Here is a 17,579-nt window from a genome sequence, read left to right as displayed (position 1 = left end):
CCTAACAATACCTTTCTTTCACATCAACAAAAAAGTTTCCAATAAGAAACAGATTTTCACATTAGGGTTGTTCCTGTTATACCATGTATCATGGTGCGAATTAAGAGCAGGCCATGCCAATAATAATGCATGGTAAAGGGGGATAGGGTGCCGGATTCAACGGAGTTTCTTAAACAGCAGCAGCAACAACAGCAACAGAGTAAGCCTGCGGTGATAGTGACACGCAGGGTTGGCATTGGTCAGGATGGTGTGAGTCAACCAGAAGCGTCGGTAGCTCCGCTGGAGCTGGGAAAGCGGGTCAGGGAAATTCGTTTGAGTCAGCAGTTGACCCTGGAGGAGGCCAGCCGGAAAACCGGGCTGGCCCGTTCTACCCTGTCAAAAATCGAAAATGAACAGATATCACCCACGTTTGCAGCAGTGACAAAACTGGTTAACGGGTTGGGGATTGATATACCCCAGCTGTTTTCTCCGGTAAAGAAAACGGTCTCTGCGGGTGGTCGTAGAGATATTACCCGTCGGGGAGAGGGACGCCTTCATCCAACCACCACTTACGAGCATGAGTTATTGGCGACTGAGCTTTCTGACAAAAAAATGATCCCTTACCGTACGACCGTCAGGGCTCGTTCATTTGACGAGTATCGTCAATGGGTGCGTCATGATGGTGAGGAGTTTCTGCTGGTCTTGTACGGTAGTATTGAGCTCTATACCGAATATTACCAGCCGGTTGAGCTGTTTGCTGGAGACAGTGCTTACTACGATGCACAGATGGGCCATGCACTGGTGTCAACCAGTGACGATGATGCCCTGATTCTCTGGGTAACTGCCTGAATAATTCCCGTTTAATCCCTGGTGATTATGATCTGGGCAGGTGCTAGAATTCAGCCATTCTTTTAAAGTTCTCTCAGGCCTCTTGTTACAGGGCATCTATCACGGTGGTTATGCTTTATGCCACTCAGTGTGGCTCTGTACTGAGTGAATGGCTTGAGATTACCCCATGTCGTATCGAACCATTTTCAGGAGTTTCACTTGCTTTTCCGATCTCTGAAACGATCACTGACCCCTGCTTTCATGGTGGTTGTGGCTGTATTTCTGGTGTTGAGTATGCGACCCGGACTTTATAGCTTTCAGGGTCAGATCATGGGAACGACCTATAACGTCAGTTATGTAGCCACTTTATTCCGTCATCCGGTAAAGGAGGTGTCCAGGGTAGTGCATGATGCCCTGGCTGATGTCGATCAACGGATGTCAACCTATAAGCCTGAATCTGAGCTGATGCAATTCAACCGGGCTCCGGTAGGGGAGCCATTTACGCTGTCCAGTGATCTTGTTCAGCTGGTTCAGGACGCTCAGGTTATTTCTGATCTGTCGGGTGGAGCCTACGATATTACCGTAGGCCCCCTGGTGAATCTGTGGGGCTTTGGCCCAACACAAGGGGCTGCGGTCCGGGAAGGTCATGATGATACTGGTTCCCACCTGTTGGCCAATGCTCCAGAATTTGTCAAATGGATTGAGAGTCAATATCCCGGCCATATTCCGGATGAAAGCGCTATTCAGGAAGCCCTTGATAACGTTGGCTATCAGAGTTTGAAAGCGGACCCTGAAGGCTCAACGCTGACCCGTGAAAAGGCGTTGTTTGTTGATCTGAGTTCTATCGCCAAGGGCTATGGTGTTGATCAAGCGGCAGCAGCCCTCAGGGCTCAGGGTATCGACAACTTTATGGTAGAGGTTGGTGGCGAAGTGCTGGTTCAGGGTGTCAAGCCTAATGGTAACCCCTGGCGGTTGGCCGTTATCGGCCCTGAGATGGGGAAAAACGGTGTGTCAGCATTGGTAGAACCTTTAGATAAGGCACTGGCAACCTCTGGTGACTACCTGAATTTTTTTGAAGTCGATGGCAAACGTTACTCACATACCATTAATCCGCTTACTGGCTGGCCTGAAGCCAAGCGGGTAGCGGAAGTGGCTGTCATTGCCGATACCTCGGCCCGGGCCGATGCCCTGGCAACCATGTTTATGGTGCTGGGTGATGAGAAAGGTCTGGAGCTGGCGAATAGACTGGGTATTGCGGCTCGTTTTGCCTATTATGCGGATGATGGATTTGAAACGATAACCAGTGAGGCATTCAAGCCTTATCTGGTTAAACAGCCATGAGCCGGGTTAACAGCCTTGAGCCGGGTTAACAGCCTTGAGCCGGATTAACAGCCTTGAGCCGGGCAAAAAGTCATGAGCGGAAAATACCGCTTTAATTAACAGGCTCCGGTATCGTCTTAATCGACGGTATTTCATGGTAAATAATGGAGGAATCAGTCATGATCATTATGCTGATTACATTTTGTACATTTCTGGTGCTCATTGCCGCTATGGCAGTGGGTGTCATCTTTGCCAATAAACCCATTAAAGGTTCCTGTGGCGGCCTCAGCAGTCTTGGTTTGAAAGACGGCTGTGTTATTTGTGGTGGTGGCGACAAAACAGACCCTCTTTCTGAAATGAACGAAGACCTGTTTTATGACGCAACAGCCTCAAATACCCATAAAAAGTCGTAACTGCTTTTGCCCGGTTTGTTTTTTTGGCTATAGACACCAGAGGCTGTAAAAGCGACTGCTGTTCTGCCACCGGGCACTTCGAATAATAAGTAGTCAATAAGAATAAACGGATAATGTATTTGGACCGGGGGAATTGAATAGATGGGTCTCAGTAAATACGATTTGGTCATTCTTGGGTCGGGGCCGGCAGGAGAGGGTGCGGCAATGAATGCCGTCAAACTCGGTAAAAAGGTCGCTGTCGTTGAGCAGTTCAATTTTGTCGGTGGCAGCTGTACTCACTTGGGTACGATTCCATCCAAGGCGTTGCGTCACTCTGTCAAGCAAATCATGGACTTCAATACTAACTCCATGTTTCGTGAAATTGGTGATCCCCGCTGGTTCAGTTTTCCCAAGGTCCTGAAAAGAGCGGAATCGGTGATTCAGAAGCAGGTTCAGTCCCGTACCATGTACTATGCCCGGAACCGAATTGACCTGTACTTTGGACGCGGTGCTTTTATCGATGAGCACACCCTGGAGGTGACTGAGCCCGGTGGGAACACGGAACGTCTCTCAGGGTCCAATTTTCTGATTGCCACCGGCTCTCGCCCCTATCATCCACCAGGTGTCGACTTTCACCATCCCCGGATTTTTGACAGCGATACGATTCTGGAGCTGTCCTCTACGCCACGACGCATGATTATCTATGGTGCGGGTGTTATCGGGTCTGAGTATGCCTCGATCTTCTCCGGTCTGGGTGTGCTGGTGGACCTGATTGACACTCGTGAGCGCCTTCTCTCTTTTCTTGATAAAGAGATCTCGGATGCACTGGGGTATCAGCTACGCAAGATGAATGTGATTATTCGTCACAATGAAGAGTTTCAGAAGCTTGAGACTATGGATGATGGCGTCGTGTTACATCTGAAATCCGGAAAAAAACTCAAGGCCGATATGCTGCTCTGGGCCAATGGACGGGCTGGAAATACTCAGGCGATGGGGCTGGAAATGATCGGCCTCAAGCCTGATGGCCGTGGACAGTTAAGCGTTAATGAAAGCTATCAGACCGCATTACCCCATGTTTATGCAGCAGGTGATGTTATTGGCTGGCCCAGTCTGGCCAGTGCTGCTTATGACCAGGGGCGTTCAGCTGCAGCGCATCTTTGCAACAGTGAAGACTGGCACTTTGTGAATGAAGTACCAACAGGAATTTATACCATTCCGGAAATCAGCTCACTGGGTCATACCGAGGAAGAACTGACGGCAGATGCTATTCCTTATGAGGTAGGTAAGGCGTTTTTCTCCAGGCTGGCCAGAGCTCAAATCACGGGCGAAGTGGTTGGCATGCTGAAGATCCTTTTCCATCGGGATACCCTGGAAGTGCTGGGCATTCATTGTTTTGGAGATCAGGCTTCGGAGATTGTCCATATCGGCCAGGCTGTGATGCGTCAGGAGGGCAAAGCCAATTCACTGCGCTACTTTTTGAATACCACTTTTAACTATCCAACAATGGCAGAAGCCTATCGGGTTGCGGCGCTGGATGGTCTTAACCGGCTTTTTTAAATGATCACAGAAAACCATGAACTACAGAAGCAGGGAACCTTTCGCTGATCAAACAGTCTATTCACTTATGGAATATCAGGAAATATTTTCATGTATTCCTTCTGCCAGTTGCCCATTTTCTCAGTTGGTCAAGGTTAGTCAGACCAACTGAAAGCCCCTTGCTTATGGCCAGTGAGACAGTCTGGAGGCTTTATTACCTGAAGGAGTGCTGATATGACTTTTGGAATAGATACTATTAATAGGAATCCGGGATATTGTCCGTCGGATAATAATGATTTCCCAAACCATCAGGAAGCTTCAGTCAGTGCTCCGTTCATTGATTACAGAACCTGTTGTCCCGTCCACGGTTTCCGCTCCTCACTGGAATCATCAATCCCGGTTGTTCCCGGTTCAACTCAGTCTTTGCCCCAAAATCGATCATGTGAAGTAATGCCTGTGGGGGTTCAGCTTTCAACTGAGAATAGGAATCCTACGGATAAAGCTAACCTGTCGCACCAAATGTTGCAGTCTCATAATGTACAATGGCCTGCTTTATTAAGTACGGAATTAATTAATAACGCACTGAACTCACGGCCTTCAAATTTTAATTACGATGCTATTATATCTAAACTTTCCAGTCATTATCGTTTGAATTTTTCCGAACTGGCTCGATTATGTGATGGATTTTCATACTCTCGTAGTCGCGTGGTTCGTAATCCAGTGGAATATTATTTTAAACTTTTTTGTGGTGATTGTTTTCGTCTCCTTTGCAAAGATAGCTTTTTAAACTTGAAAGTGCATTTGTCCGAGTTGTATCTGATTACGCACATACTGCAGTTAGAATGGAGTGTGATTGACCCTGGTCTGCCACCGCCAGTATATTGTGAACGCTCCGATGAAAATAATATTAGTATTTCGAATTCATCTACAGCTCGTGCGATAAGGTCTGTTTTTTTTCTCAATTTGCTAGTTGAAATGAAGCGACATGAAAGGATAGGTTTTTTCAAGGAGTTAATGTTATTCATTAATCTTCCTGATAATGCTTATTTAAAAAGTGATCTTTTATTTTTGCTGAATTTGTTAGAATCAGGAAGTGATTCAGAAAGGCGATCAGAGTGTGATGCTGGTTTTTCCAGAGAGCTGTTTACTATTTTGAATAAAAATCAATCATCAGAATTTGGAGTGTTTCTAGAAAATAAGGAAGAATTATCTTTAGTTGGTTCATATATAAAAAAATATCAGGTGGACCGAGGTGCTTTTGAGGCTGTTATGCCTTCTGGCAGTGAACCGGCATTAACCACTTCAGCTATCACAAAGGTAGAAATCCAGGGAATGGAAGCCAGTGATCAGATCCAATTGCTAATGGAAAAGTGCAAAGATCGACTGGGTATCGATCTTTCAGCCATGTCTAAAGCATTGGTAGGACTTTGTTTTTCAAACCTTCTCGTGAAAGATCCCATTAAATATGGCATAACTGATTTGCCACGTGAATTGGAATCATGTAAAGGGTATTTCTTAAAGCAGCAGCAATTCCACGCTTCGGATCGTCATGCAGCATTCCTGTTGATATGGCTGCTAAAGGCTGAAATGAGAGTTACCGGTATCACGTCAGTCCAACCTCAATCTTATGAGGCTACACAGAATGGGGGAGCTCGGGAGAATGTCGAACCTCCGTTAATTTCACAGAACTCAACGAATTTGTCTGAGGCCATTGTCAAAGAATTTTTGCAAAGTCTTTATCGGCATTTGTCCAATTTAGAGAGGTATGATGTCAGGCAGGAATTGATTATGTTTTGCAAAAATTCAGGGTTTGAATCATTACTGGAGGAAAGTCGTATGATGGAATCAATCAACCACCCGGCTCCCAGACACGCCAGCCGTCCTGCTCCCCGGCAGGTTAGTCGTCCTGCTCCCAGACAGGCCAGCCATCCTGCTCATCGACAGGAAAAAAACCATATCGTCCAACCTGATTTGCGACGTCAATGTAGAACCACTAATCAACGTATACAGAGAGAAAATAATAACGATGCGTGCTGTATTATTGTTTGATCAGCACGAGATCTGCCAGCAACTGTTATGGAAATTACATCGTACATTTGAAAAATTTCCATCAACAGGTTAAAAGCTTAAGCGTTGTCTTCAGGAATATCTGAAATATCTATAGGTTTTCTTATTGTTCCCCATAATCAATCCAAAGGCTTTCATTAGCGGGTATGGGTTTTATCGCAATAATAAACACCATCCACTGACCTTGCTGATTCCTGTGCCTCAGAAACGAAACATTTTGTTCCGGGGAATTTTTTCCCTTAATGGTGTGAGTGCTATAAGCATTGATCAGTGAGGTTATATTTCCCTGCTGTCTGTACGTTGATATGAAAATACCAGGAGTAGGAGCGAAGCTGTTAAAGCGTTCAATATTTACAAATGCAGGACCCATGACACATGCTCCCTGTTGGTATGTGTTGTCATGGTATTGCTTACCTGCATAATGACCCAGCAGCTCCCATTGCAAAATATCCCTGCTGGCGACAACCTCTTTATGATCTTTTAACTCACTAAAAAACGATCCTTCATGCTTTTGAACGGACATTCGTTCATTTAAATACTGCTCTTTTTGCTCGTCATCCAGAGATTGATACTTTGCTATGGACTCATTAATGCTTTTTCTGATCGCTCTGTCATTTGGTATGCCGATCTGACTAAAGAAGGTTTTTTGTATTTGCCTGCTATCACAGACTTCCCTTTTGATAGACTGATCTGCCATCCATAATGGAGCCTGGTCGTTGATACGATGAGGTAATGATGTTAACCCTGTTGCCTCTTCCTTTATAACGATTATCTTATCGTCCCGGGTGTTTTCAGATCGTTGCTTCAGGAGGGCTTCCACTTTTGCTTTTTCCGGAAAGCCTTTGGCATGACTCATAGCAGAAATTTTGCTGAGCAGATCCCGGTCGAGTGGCTGGTCCTTAACGGCCTCATCAATGCCCCGCCATCCCTGTTTAAAGCAGTCTAGCGTCAGGAAGGCATCTGTTTTTTCTTTTTCCGGTAAGGAGGAGATATTGCTGACCAGCGCCCGGTCGAGAGGCTGATCCTTAACGGCCTCATCGATGCCCTGCTCAACACTTAACGATTCAGGCCGCCCTATCGGGTGTTCAGCACGAAATACGGAAGAGGGATCTTCACCCTGATTCGTGTCCATTGGTTGTGGGTGGACGATAACCAAAGGGCGTAAGGCATGTAATTCATATCCCAACGGAGATTCAGTTGGAGCCTGCTCGGTAGGTGTTGATGTGCAAGCCTCTTTGTTATTCACAATTTGCCGACACCACCGGTTTTTCGGAGGCAATGTCGGTTCACAAAATTGCGGGCTGAAATCCTCTTGGTACGCCCGGCATGGGCATGAACTGATGGGGTGAAAGTCCCCTGTGGGAGAACCTACATCTGACTGGCGGTAAAGACGCCTGCTGATGACAACCACTAGCTTAAGGCAAGTGCAGTCCCGCGAGGGGCTGTGCGGAGGCAGTCTGAGTGCAAAGGTGCGAGCCGACGTACAGAAATCGCATATAAGGCTGAGTCTCTGGGCGAGTGAGCCAAGGATCACAAAGCCCTATGGTTCGTGAGACACGGTAAATGCGGCGGTTGTGCACTGAAAGTTCATGTCCTTATCCGGGGAGATCTGTTCAACATGCGATTGGTAATTCCCAGTTCTCAGCCACTGGTTACAACAGGCTCGGCGAACAGGTCTCATCATCCTGTTCGAGCAAACCCGATGGCAACCAATAGCGCCAGCAGAGGTAACTCCGCGTGGTGATTGGACAGAAGTCAGCAGAGGCCATAGTAGCTGTACGACAGAAGCCATTAACGGATGGGAAGTCGTTAGCGAAGGGCCGAACATCGACGACAAAGAGGAGACTGATTCCCTCAAGGCGATGCAGCCGTCCGGCGACTCACCGTACTTGGCGACAGAATCTTTAACCAGCTTTGAACCATGATCTACTAAATTGCGTACTTGAACCGGCTAATCTGGCAAGTGCATGGAAACAGGTCAAAAGCAACAAGGGTGCTCCGGGTATTGATGGAGTCACTATTGAAGCTTATCCAGACTTTGCCAAACAGCATTGGCCTTCAGTGCGTCAAGCCTTATTGGACGGAACCTACCAGCCATCACCCGTGCGCCGACATGTTATAGAAAAGCCGGACGGCGGTGAGCGTTTGCTGGGAATCCCTACCGTGATGGATAGGGTCATACAGCAGGCCATTGTGCAGGTGCTGACCCCTGTCTTTGATCCGGGTTTCTCTCCAAACAGCTTCGGCTACCGACCGGGACGGTCAGCACACGACGGAGTCCGTCAGGTTAAGCAGTTGATCAACCGGGGGCTTCATTACGCTGTTGACGTTGATCTGAGTAAATTCTTTGATACGGTTAATCACGACGTTTTGATGTCGAGGGTCTCCCGTAAGGTCCGCGACAAACGCCTTCTGAAACTGATTGGTAGCTACCTGCGCTCCGGTGTCATGATTGAGGGCAATGTCTACCCGACCAGGGTTGGCATGCCACAGGGTGGGCCTTTATCACCCTTGCTGTCTAATGTGGTCCTCGACGAACTCGACAAGGAGCTTGAATATCGGGGTCATTGCTTTGCAAGATACTGTGATGATTTTGTGATTCTCGTCAAAAGTCAGCGTGCAGGGGATCGGGTGATGCACAGCATTACCCAATTCATTGAACGCAAATTGAAACTGAAGATTAACTCCCGGAAAAGTAAAGTTGTGAAAGCAACAGAAAGCGAATTCCTGAGTTTCACCTTCACAGGGAAGAAAGTTCGCTGGGCCCAGAAGTGTCTGGACCGATTCAAATACCGGATACTCAAGTTGACCAGTCGTCGCTGGGGTGTCTCAATGCAACATCGGTTACGCAAATTGGCACAATATATCCGGGGTTGGATGGGGTATTTCCGGTTATCGGAATATCACCGACCAATTCCCCTGCTGGATCAATGGATACGTCGGCGAATCCGTTGCTGCTTTCTGAAGCAATGGCGCAAGCCGAAAACCCGTTTTAAGAATCTGGTCAGGTTAGGCGTTGATAAAATTAACGCCGCCAAGATCGCAGCCAGCAGCAAAGGGTATTACCGTCTGAGTAAAACCTATGCGGTACAACAGGCACTGAATAACAGTTACCTCGCGAAAATTGGGCTTGTTTCATTGAAAGACTTATGGATCAGGTTTCACCATCATCGTTGAACCGCCCGGTGCGGACCCGCATGCCGGGTGCTGTGGGGAGGGCTGGAGAAAGACCGGCCCTTACCCGATTTTTTTGCTGTTTTCCCTATCAACGGCTTGTACTCTGTGTCCGGAGAAATAGGGCTTTGTGCTGTTGTCCGGTAATGGCTCGGTAGCATCGGTAGCAGGAGAAGTAATAAAAGCGAGGTTGTTTAATACGGGCGTAGACTTAGAAGGTACGTTCATTTTTATTCGACCGGTTAATTAATGATTTCATGAAATACTGACCAGATAAACTCGCTACAGTTCAATCATAAAGTTGAAAAGTAAGCTGGACGGGCTGTGCAAACATCATTTGAAGTAACTGTAAAATGTTAGTGACCGGCCATCCCGTATATAGCTGCTTAGGAAACCTGATTTGAATACCGGGTATACCGCTGCTTTTCCGGTGATGTACCAAACGATCATAGACTCTTTCGATGCCACATACAGTGGCAGAACCTCACCCGTTGACCGGATTTCCATAGAACCTGCCGGTTTATTGATCACAACATCCTCTGTGGTTGTTAGTCCGACGGTGCTGAGCGCCAGCAGTGGAATACGATCCTGCTCTGTCATCCCTCCGGTCGTTACAGCATCAGCATAGGCTTGGTCACTGAGCTGACCAAGCTGATCCAGGGTAATGCTGCCCAGACAGGCCATATTGTTGCCACGGCCTACCGAGACAAAATGACCCACCCGGCAGCTGCTCAGCATAGCCTGATAGTTTTCCTCAAGGGATGCATTTTGGGTGGTAGTGATCAGATGGTTTTTTATGCCTTCTTCAGCCTGGTGAACAGAGTATCTGGGGAGCCATTTGCCGAAAGGCTGGATGAGTTTCAGGACGAAAGTAGAAGCGTCCATACCCCTTTCACCGTCAGGGCCAATGGTTCCTTCGCCAAAGGCAAAGTAGCGGTTCTCATTGTGTTCAGGAGCAACATATTCAGATGGGTATTTTAACAGGGTATGACTCAGCTGATTCAGATAGTTTTGGTAACTCAGGGGAAGTGGCACTTTTTTGACCTGGTTCTCCAGTTTACCCGCAGGGTCAACCGATAATTCCATGGGTGACAGTTGAGCAGAATAGAGTTGTAAAGCTGTTGATGCTATCTGCCGGGATGCCGGAGCCTGATGACTTCGATCAGCAAAAAAGTGATGTCCATTCAGGCTGTAAACCGGTGTGCCTAAAGGTAACTGCTGGCTTCTGTCCTGACTTCGGACTCGGCTGGTGAGGGTTAGTCTCAATTGGTTATCAGGCTCTTGCCCAAGGGATGAGAAGGGCAAATCACCAACCAGTGCTTCATCAACAAAGGCAATATGTTTTGCCTTGGTGAATTTGAGGCCAAACTCGGGTCGCCACAGGGCTACCCAGCCATCGTCGGCAGGCTCCAGGCCTGTTGAGTCAATGGTCATCAACTGGCCAAGGACAAACACCGGGGTATTTCTGAGGATAAGCGTACTTGATGATTTCTGGTTGGCCGCAACGTTGGCACCCCGGGCCAGATTATTGGTAAAAAATACCTCGCTGGGGAAAAATTGCGCATCGGTATCGACGACTGTTATGGCCCGGGCTTTTGGATGAAAACTCTGCAGGTAATCGGTCTGCTCAACCCGGTTCAGCAGGTGTTGGCGTTCATGCTCCGTAATCAGGTGGCCTGAAGCATCAAAGTTATTACGGATAGCGCCATTAACCACTTTAACTGCCGTCTGAGCGATGGAGCCATATTGCTTCTGGTAAGCAGAGAGGGCTTCATTCACTTTCTGTTCATCCCAGGGAGCGAGCAGCCACTCCACCAGATTGTTGTCACCTATTTCCCATCGGATAGCGGCATCCTGCGGATTGATTCCCTGCATTTTTGCAATGGTATGGACATCCTGAAGGCCTTTGTAAACAGCCCCCTGTTTGTCGGCTTCAGGATAAGCTGCAACGAGTGCCGCCATCCCGGAGAGGAGAGAGCAAAGGATCCACCGTTTTATTGCCATCTGTACGTCCTCAGTGAGCGCAGATTTTTCAGAAGCCTCAGACAATATAGACAGATAACCGGAGAAAGGGTTTCTTTGGTGTGTGGGCAAAGCGGGTAAAATCCGCCGTCAGGGAACCACCACAGATAAACGACCCGATACAGATACTGATTCGGAATTTACCGTGAGATTGAATACTCTGAATTCAGCACATTGTTAATTGCCCGAATTCCCTATATTGTTGCACAGGCATTTCTATCAATGGTTACCTGCACAGATTAATTGCAAGATAATAAAAGATAAGGCTCTTGTAGGATTTCAGACTGCTACTGGGTTGAACATTGCTGAAGCCCTTTATCTACAAAGGTTGTCAGCATATTGTCCGGTAATGTTGCCCAATCCTTGTTTTTCGTGACCTACAGTCAGTTTTCACTGTAGAGCAGTTCGTAATCAAAATAGAGCCAAAGATAATTAAAGAAAATTAAAAGGAGTCATCACAGTGGCGCATCTGTTGGAAGACTACCCCGTCATTACTGAGATACCCGTAGCCTGGGGGGATATGGATGCCTTTCAGCATGTTAATAATGTCGTATACTTTCGTTATTTTGAATCAGCCCGGATCGATTATTTCGATAAAATACAGATGATGGAAAAAGCCAAAGGCAGCGGCATAGGTCCTGTGATCAGTCATACTCAGTGCTTTTACAAGGCGCCGGTGACCTATCCGGATACCTTGCTGGTAGGTTCAAGAGTCAGTGATGTGCAGGAAGATCGTTTTACCATGGAGTATGCGATTTTCAGTAAAAGCATGAACAGAGTGACCACAACGGGTACCGCAACGGGTGTCATGTTTAACTTTGTCACCAACAGCAAGGCCCGTATTCCGGAGGAATTAAAAGCACTTATTGAGAAAATTGAATCGGCCGGAATCAAGTAGCCATTCTTATCTGACACCGACTGGCAACGAGTGTTCAACTTTCAAAGCGCAGGGCAGTGGGGGCATTCCTGAGGGAAGTTCCGGGTTAACATTGCCACAGGGTATCAAAGGTTATGATGTTGAGGCTGGTTTAAGCCACGAACGAACACCCCAGACCCGACTTTGATCCGCCTTGATGCAACCTAGCGGAAAAGCAATTTTCTGTTTCCAGCTGGTGCTTGTGTTAAAGCTGATGCTAAGTGGTTGGTCATCATTAATCTTACCGGCAATCTGTTCCCTTTCTGCCACGTCACATAACATCTTTAATGAATGGATTCCATCCCTGGTTGGCGTAACGTGTTTGACATCATAGACTGGACGGGGGCTTGGCAGAAGGAATGATCTTCTGACAGCATTGCAGTAATTGCTGAAAATACCACCAGGACAGGGACAAACAGACTCAGCCATGATCCGGTGTTTCGGTCTGGTCACTGCTATGAGGCTGTTCTCCACCCCCAGAGAATGTGTTAACTCATTATTTCCGGCACCGGAATTCCTGTCGATCCTGTCAATAACAAAAGCACTAAAACCATTTGGGCATTTAATTTCATCAATAGGCGCCTCCAACTCCGTATCAAAGTCAATTTTTATGCATCCCCGGGGGCCGTTGGTTCTAATTCCGGCAAGTTCATGAACCTCATCACAATGGAACATGGCTACGGATTGCAGAATATCCATAATGTCACTGTGTCTCATGTATTCCCTAACTTTACTATCACCCAAATATATATTGGCCAGCTTGCATTCCCGACCATCCACCATCAGTTTTAATCGACCATCACTGACCTTTTCCTGGGTGATTGTCATACCATAAATAGGGCTCCAGCCAGTGAGCAACAACGACACATCAACCACATGGACATTTTCAAATTCCTCTTCCAACTGCCTGAGCTGTGAATGCACTGTTTCGTTGATCAGGTCATTATGAATGAGAATAATGGCAGGGCGGGATGGTTCAATAATGCAATTATTCCTGAATATGCGCATGGACACATGATCAACTTCGGTCTTTTGATCCTGATCCAGACAATAAAACTGATAAAACAACGGCGTATCTTTTGGCAGCGTTTCCAACTTAAAGGACTGACCATTTATTGTGATGTCCGTTTGCTGTTGGATATATTGCTGCATCGTATCCAGCTCGTTTCTTGACAATAATCTTTGTTCTGCTGCATCCAGAAGATTCTCTGGTGATGGTGATATTCCGGACCAGGGTATGTCAGATTGTGGTTTTGTCGCGGCAATCAAGTTTCGTAATGAATGACAATGTTGAACAATGTACTCACTCAGTGACTTGCTCTCTTTTGTTGTTAATGTGTCATCTTTTGCCGCCAGCATTGAATGTGTTGGCTTGACCTGCATGACAGGAAGGGCTCTTTTCTGGCACTCCGCGAGTGCACCCGGATTAGCAAAATTTGAGCCTGATTGACCTGCCGACGTTGGCGCAGATTCATTATGTTGTAAGGAGCTTTGCCCAATAGACAGATTCATATATGTACCCAGCTAATAATCAGAAGCGGTTAAAATTTTTAATTGCTAAAAGAAGCCAGAAAGTGGCCCGGGAGCCTACCTAAAAAGTGATTATTAAATCGTTTTAATAGTACTTCATACTCACTCAGGGAGCTCAAACAAACCGGTCAGTATAACTAACATCAACTTCGGAAATGAACTGATCATCTGGTTTTTGGTCAAAAAGTAGCAAGTTCAGTCAGGAGGAAGTATCAATGGATACATCAATTACATCATTAACTCAAAATCCATCAGCAGTTAATTGTGAGTTCTGTTTACAACCAAAAAGTAATGATTCGACGTTGTTCTGCCATCGTGAAATAAAGCAGTACCCTCAATGTCGTGCCAAGAATCTGGTGCCTTCCGGGCGAATGAACAAAGGTTTTTTGCTGAAATATATTATTGAACCATTGTCCAGAAATGCAACCATCGCACGCATTATGCGATCTATTTCAGGATTACCGGATTCAATGCCTGCGCGCGTTACCTTCAGTGATCAGGTGAGAAAACAGGCAAGTCCGGATGATGATGTTCTCAGTGCCCGGGTTGCTGGTGATCAGGAGACAATAACTAATGAGGAATATCTGAAAATCTTATCTGGAATTTTGCCTGAACGGGAATCAGACAGCCACCTGGATAAGCCCCTCTCTGACTGGCGTGGCGTTAATGCAAAGAACATGTCAGATGCCATTATTAAAGCCTGTCAATCAGATCAACTATCAGAGAAAGGGAAAGGGTGTATTACTGAGCAAGGTATTTTTGAGCAGTCGTTGACAGACCGGGATCTCATACACAACAAGGTACCCGTGTCGGTAAAGGCTGAATATCACCTGAATGGGTTTACAGCAACCCATGGATTAAAAGGGGAGGGAGGCAAGCAAACGATAACCACAAGGTTTGTCGAAAAGCTTGGGGCCTCTGACGAGTTTTGCCTGCTGCAAACCAATACTCAGCATGCTCTCGGTGCAGGAGCCAGTGGTATCAACCCGAAAGATGGTCCTTTGGCGAATACTTATCTGGGAAAAAATGGCCAGCCTAAAATTCCCGGTGGCTCTACCTCTGGTGGCTCTGTCGCAGTCAGCAGTGGTCTGGTGCCCCTGGCTATCGGCAGTGATGGCGGTGGTTCCACCCGGATACCTGCTGCAGCAATGGGTATTGTGGGAGTGAAAAGTGGTAAGGCTGAACATCGTCATGAACCGTTTTTTGATCAGACAGGGGGAGCCTATGGCGACAACCCGTTGTCATTGGTGCAGCCAGGCTATGAAGCAATTAACGTGGATGTGGTTGCACGGGCATGCCTGGCGTCGAGCAGTGTCAGACCTGATGAAAGCTGTTATGACTATCGAAAACTGGGCGTGGCAATTGATCTGGATACCATGGGTATTGCCAATCCGGCCGTGGCGGAAAAATGCCAGCAGGCTATTGGCTGCTGGCAGAGTCGACATGGCCAGGCCAGACAGGTGCAGGAAGTCCATCTCATGGATCTTGAGCATTCTCCGGGGAATGCAAAATCACTGGCCCTGTCTCATTTGGTTCTGTTTGGTTCTGAAGAGTTACAGACCTTTGATTCACCGGCATTATCGGATGACCAACGGGCGCAGGCTGACCCTGAACTGAAGCTGAATATGAATCTGGCCAGAACTTTTAATGATCGGATGAAACGCAACGCATCGGAAAACCGTGATCAATTCAAACAATATCTAAAGTCACTCAAAGACCGAGGTGTTGATGTTATCCTGATGCCCACGATTCCTGAAGTAAGCAGGGATATTATCAGTGGCGAGCAGCAATGCGGTATGGCTGACTTGCGCGGTTCATTGCAGCTGAGTCAGCTGACCAGTCTTGCTAATTTGCTTGACGTTCCAGCAATTACCGTGCCTGTTGGTCATGATATAAAAGATGATATGCCTGTTGGGCTGACCCTGATGAGTACTTCGGATCGCGACTGCAATCTTTACCAACTGTTGCTGTTGGCAAAAGAGTTTCAAAATGTAACCCGGGATCATGATGAGTTGCGAATGAAAAAACCAGACATCTATTTTGGTGACTATCTTCGCTAGGAAGGGTAGCGATTGTTACCTACTGGCTCGTCTGGCGAGCCAGTAATAGTTAGCCCGGGTCAGATGGATAGTTTAAGAAAAATAATCGCAACCAATGTAATCGCTATACCCAGCACCTTGACCGGGTGCAGACTTTCCCCAAACATTATTCTGCCAATAACTGAAGTGGCAATAATGCCGAGTGCTCCCCACAGTGCATAGGCAACACTGAGGTCAAGGCTCTCCAGTGCAAAGGACAGAAAAACAAAGGCCGCAATCTGAACGACCATCACCAACAGGGCGAACCGCTTGCGGGTAAAGCCATTGGAGAGCTTGGTCAGTACATTGCCAATAATATCGCAGCTGGAAGCGGCAACGACCCAGAAAATGGCAATCAGTTGCAGATGGTCTGACATGGTTGCAGCTCCTTCTCATTGATTCGTTGCACTTTCTTATCCTGTTCTTGCTTTTCCTGTTCTTGCTTTTCCGACAGTTTCTCACCCAGGTTCATCAGAACCATGCCGGTCATCAGTGACGCCATGGCAATCAGCTTGTTGGCTGAGAACGTCTCATCAAAGAAATACCAGGACATCAGGCTGATCAGCAGGAGACCGAGTCCTTCCCACATGGTGTAAGCAATTGCCAGGGGGATTTTTCGAACCGCCTGGGACAGGAAAAAGTAGGAAATGGAAATCAAAATAGCCATCAGTGTATAGCCCACCACTGGGTTGCTCCCTGATGCCATTTTCATAAAGGATGTACTGGCCACCTCGGTGATGATGGCCAGAAACAGCATGAACCAGTAATACATAGGAATTCCCCCGATCAAGCAATTAAATTGAATAAAATTCAAACTGGTAGTGTTCTTTTTTCCAGCAAAAGACAGGCAAGGGGAGCTAGAGGCCAGTGCGCCAGTAGCACTCAGCCAGATAGTGGCAGACAGTTTTGTAACGACAGGGTGAAATACAGCGCATTTTTGACCGAGATCATAGAGCGGATAGTCATGAATAATATCATGCCTGTCATCGGACGGTAAGCGGCATTTGTTCTTATGGTCTGCTTTATTTTCTTTTTAACAACACCAGTACTGAACCCGTTCCACCTTCTGAAGGCGGTGCAGAACAAAATGCCAGAACATCAGGCATCTGCTTTAACCAGTGATTGGTGTGGCTTTTTAGCGTCGATTGTCGCTCTTTGTTACGGTGAGATTTACCATGGATAATGCGCACACAGCTCATTCCTCGGTAGCGGGAGGTCTGGATGAATTCATGGATTAACTCCCTGGCTTCACTAACCTTATAGCCATGCAGATCCACTTGAAACTGAACCGGTATCATCCCCTGACGCAATTGTCTGAGTCTTGTTGTCTGGATTCCGGGGCGTGAGAACTCAATAAACTGTTCAGGATCGACAGGCTCAATCCATGCTTCAGAGAGTGCGGCTCCGGCTGGCGGCTTTTCCAGTTCGGCAGCCTTTCGGCGTGCTCTTAAGGTGCTTTCCGGGATATCAGCATTGGGTTTGCGCCCATTACCAGAATGAGCCTTGTTGCCTTTTTTGCCAATCAATGGTCGTACGTCTTGCATCGCTTCCCGGAAGCTTTGTTCATCATCTCTCTCGGACATAAAGAAGGCTATTTAACTCGAGACTGGCATTAAGGTTATGGTGGATAGCAGAGTTATCTATTGTACAGTTATGAAAATATAGTCATAGGGGTATTATTAAAAAAATAACCCAAATTGCCGCTCCAAGGATTAGAGAGCAATGCTCATAAAGAAC

The 17,579-nt window shown here is 46.9% G+C and carries 15 protein-coding genes; 8 read left to right on the top strand and 7 right to left on the bottom strand.

All coding sequences use genetic code 11. The annotated features are described in order from the left end of the window. The first annotated feature begins 129 nt into the window (after positions 1-129). The 5 genes from MJO57_RS16835 (at position 130) to MJO57_RS16815 (ending at position 6,104) form a co-directional block, all read left to right on the top strand. On the top strand, positions 130-828 hold the full coding sequence (locus MJO57_RS16835) for a helix-turn-helix domain-containing protein (RefSeq protein ID WP_252017399.1): 699 nt from the start codon (positions 130-132) through the stop codon (positions 826-828). A gap of 309 nt (positions 829-1,137) precedes the next feature. Next, positions 1,138-2,148 (top strand): FAD:protein FMN transferase, encoded by a 1,011-nt coding sequence (locus MJO57_RS16830; RefSeq protein ID WP_252017398.1) that lies wholly within the window; start codon positions 1,138-1,140, stop codon positions 2,146-2,148. Between the two features lie 158 nt (positions 2,149-2,306). Next, positions 2,307-2,540 carry a (Na+)-NQR maturation NqrM gene (gene nqrM, locus MJO57_RS16825; protein WP_252017397.1) on the top strand — a complete coding sequence of 78 codons (234 nt, stop codon included), beginning with the start codon at positions 2,307-2,309 and terminating at the stop codon, positions 2,538-2,540. Between the two features lie 141 nt (positions 2,541-2,681). Next, entirely contained in the window at positions 2,682-4,076 is a 1,395-nt protein-coding gene (gene sthA / locus MJO57_RS16820; protein ID WP_252017396.1) for a Si-specific NAD(P)(+) transhydrogenase, read from the top strand. 213 nt (positions 4,077-4,289) lie between these two features. Next, a complete protein-coding gene (locus tag MJO57_RS16815; protein ID WP_252017395.1) occupies positions 4,290-6,104 on the top strand; it encodes a hypothetical protein in 1,815 nt (604 codons plus the stop codon). Between the two features lie 121 nt (positions 6,105-6,225). Here MJO57_RS16815 and MJO57_RS16810 read toward each other — a convergent pair whose 3' ends face one another. Continuing rightward, a complete protein-coding gene (locus tag MJO57_RS16810; RefSeq protein WP_252017394.1) occupies positions 6,226-7,533 on the bottom strand; it encodes an SET domain-containing protein in 1,308 nt (435 codons plus the stop codon). Between the two features lie 503 nt (positions 7,534-8,036). Between MJO57_RS16810 and ltrA the strand changes: the two genes are divergently transcribed. Further along, complete coding sequence (gene ltrA, locus MJO57_RS16805; RefSeq protein ID WP_252017357.1) at positions 8,037-9,299, top strand: group II intron reverse transcriptase/maturase; 1,263 nt, start codon at positions 8,037-8,039, stop codon at positions 9,297-9,299. Between the two features lie 60 nt (positions 9,300-9,359). Here the strand turns inward: ltrA and MJO57_RS16800 are convergent, their stop codons facing one another. Together MJO57_RS16800 and MJO57_RS16795 are read right to left on the bottom strand one after the other, a co-directional pair. After that, positions 9,360-9,524: a hypothetical protein gene (locus tag MJO57_RS16800; protein ID WP_252017393.1), complete on the bottom strand. Its 165-nt coding sequence runs from the start codon at positions 9,522-9,524 to the stop codon at positions 9,360-9,362. Between the two features lie 105 nt (positions 9,525-9,629). Beyond that, the gene (locus MJO57_RS16795) at positions 9,630-11,258 is read right to left on the bottom strand and encodes a hypothetical protein (protein WP_252017392.1); all 1,629 of its coding nucleotides are present in this window, start codon (positions 11,256-11,258) and stop codon (positions 9,630-9,632) included. A gap of 520 nt (positions 11,259-11,778) precedes the next feature. Between MJO57_RS16795 and MJO57_RS16790 the strand changes: the two genes are divergently transcribed. Continuing rightward, positions 11,779-12,216, top strand: coding sequence for a thioesterase family protein (locus MJO57_RS16790; RefSeq protein WP_256491621.1), 438 nt, complete (start codon positions 11,779-11,781; stop codon positions 12,214-12,216). 111 nt (positions 12,217-12,327) lie between these two features. On the opposite strand, the gene MJO57_RS16785 is transcribed toward MJO57_RS16790, so the two are convergent. Continuing rightward, positions 12,328-13,746, bottom strand: a complete 1,419-nt coding sequence (locus MJO57_RS16785; RefSeq protein ID WP_252017390.1) for a hypothetical protein — start codon at positions 13,744-13,746, stop codon at positions 12,328-12,330. A gap of 233 nt (positions 13,747-13,979) precedes the next feature. Here MJO57_RS16785 and MJO57_RS16780 point away from each other — a divergent pair, with 233 nt between their 5' ends. Continuing rightward, positions 13,980-15,824 carry an amidase gene (locus tag MJO57_RS16780; RefSeq protein ID WP_305881888.1) on the top strand — a complete coding sequence of 615 codons (1,845 nt, stop codon included), beginning with the start codon at positions 13,980-13,982 and terminating at the stop codon, positions 15,822-15,824. Between the two features lie 59 nt (positions 15,825-15,883). Here the strand turns inward: MJO57_RS16780 and MJO57_RS16775 are convergent, their stop codons facing one another. The 3 genes from MJO57_RS16775 to MJO57_RS16765 form a co-directional block, all read right to left on the bottom strand. Beyond that, entirely contained in the window at positions 15,884-16,219 is a 336-nt protein-coding gene (locus MJO57_RS16775; RefSeq protein WP_252017389.1) for an SMR family transporter, read from the bottom strand. Further along, entirely contained in the window at positions 16,198-16,614 is a 417-nt protein-coding gene (locus MJO57_RS16770; protein ID WP_252017388.1) for a multidrug efflux SMR transporter, read from the bottom strand. The genes MJO57_RS16775 and MJO57_RS16770 overlap by 22 nt, the downstream gene beginning before the upstream one ends. Before the next feature lie 250 nt (positions 16,615-16,864). After that, the gene (locus MJO57_RS16765; protein ID WP_252017387.1) at positions 16,865-17,425 is read right to left on the bottom strand and encodes a Smr/MutS family protein; all 561 of its coding nucleotides are present in this window, start codon (positions 17,423-17,425) and stop codon (positions 16,865-16,867) included. Positions 17,426-17,579 lie beyond the last annotated feature (154 nt).

The sequence above is a fragment of the Endozoicomonas sp. SCSIO W0465 genome (assembly GCF_023716865.1).
Classification (GTDB): Bacteria; Pseudomonadota; Gammaproteobacteria; order Pseudomonadales; family Endozoicomonadaceae; genus Endozoicomonas.
The sequence above is the reverse complement of the archived record's forward strand: the minus strand, read 5'-3'. Positions and strand labels throughout refer to the sequence as shown.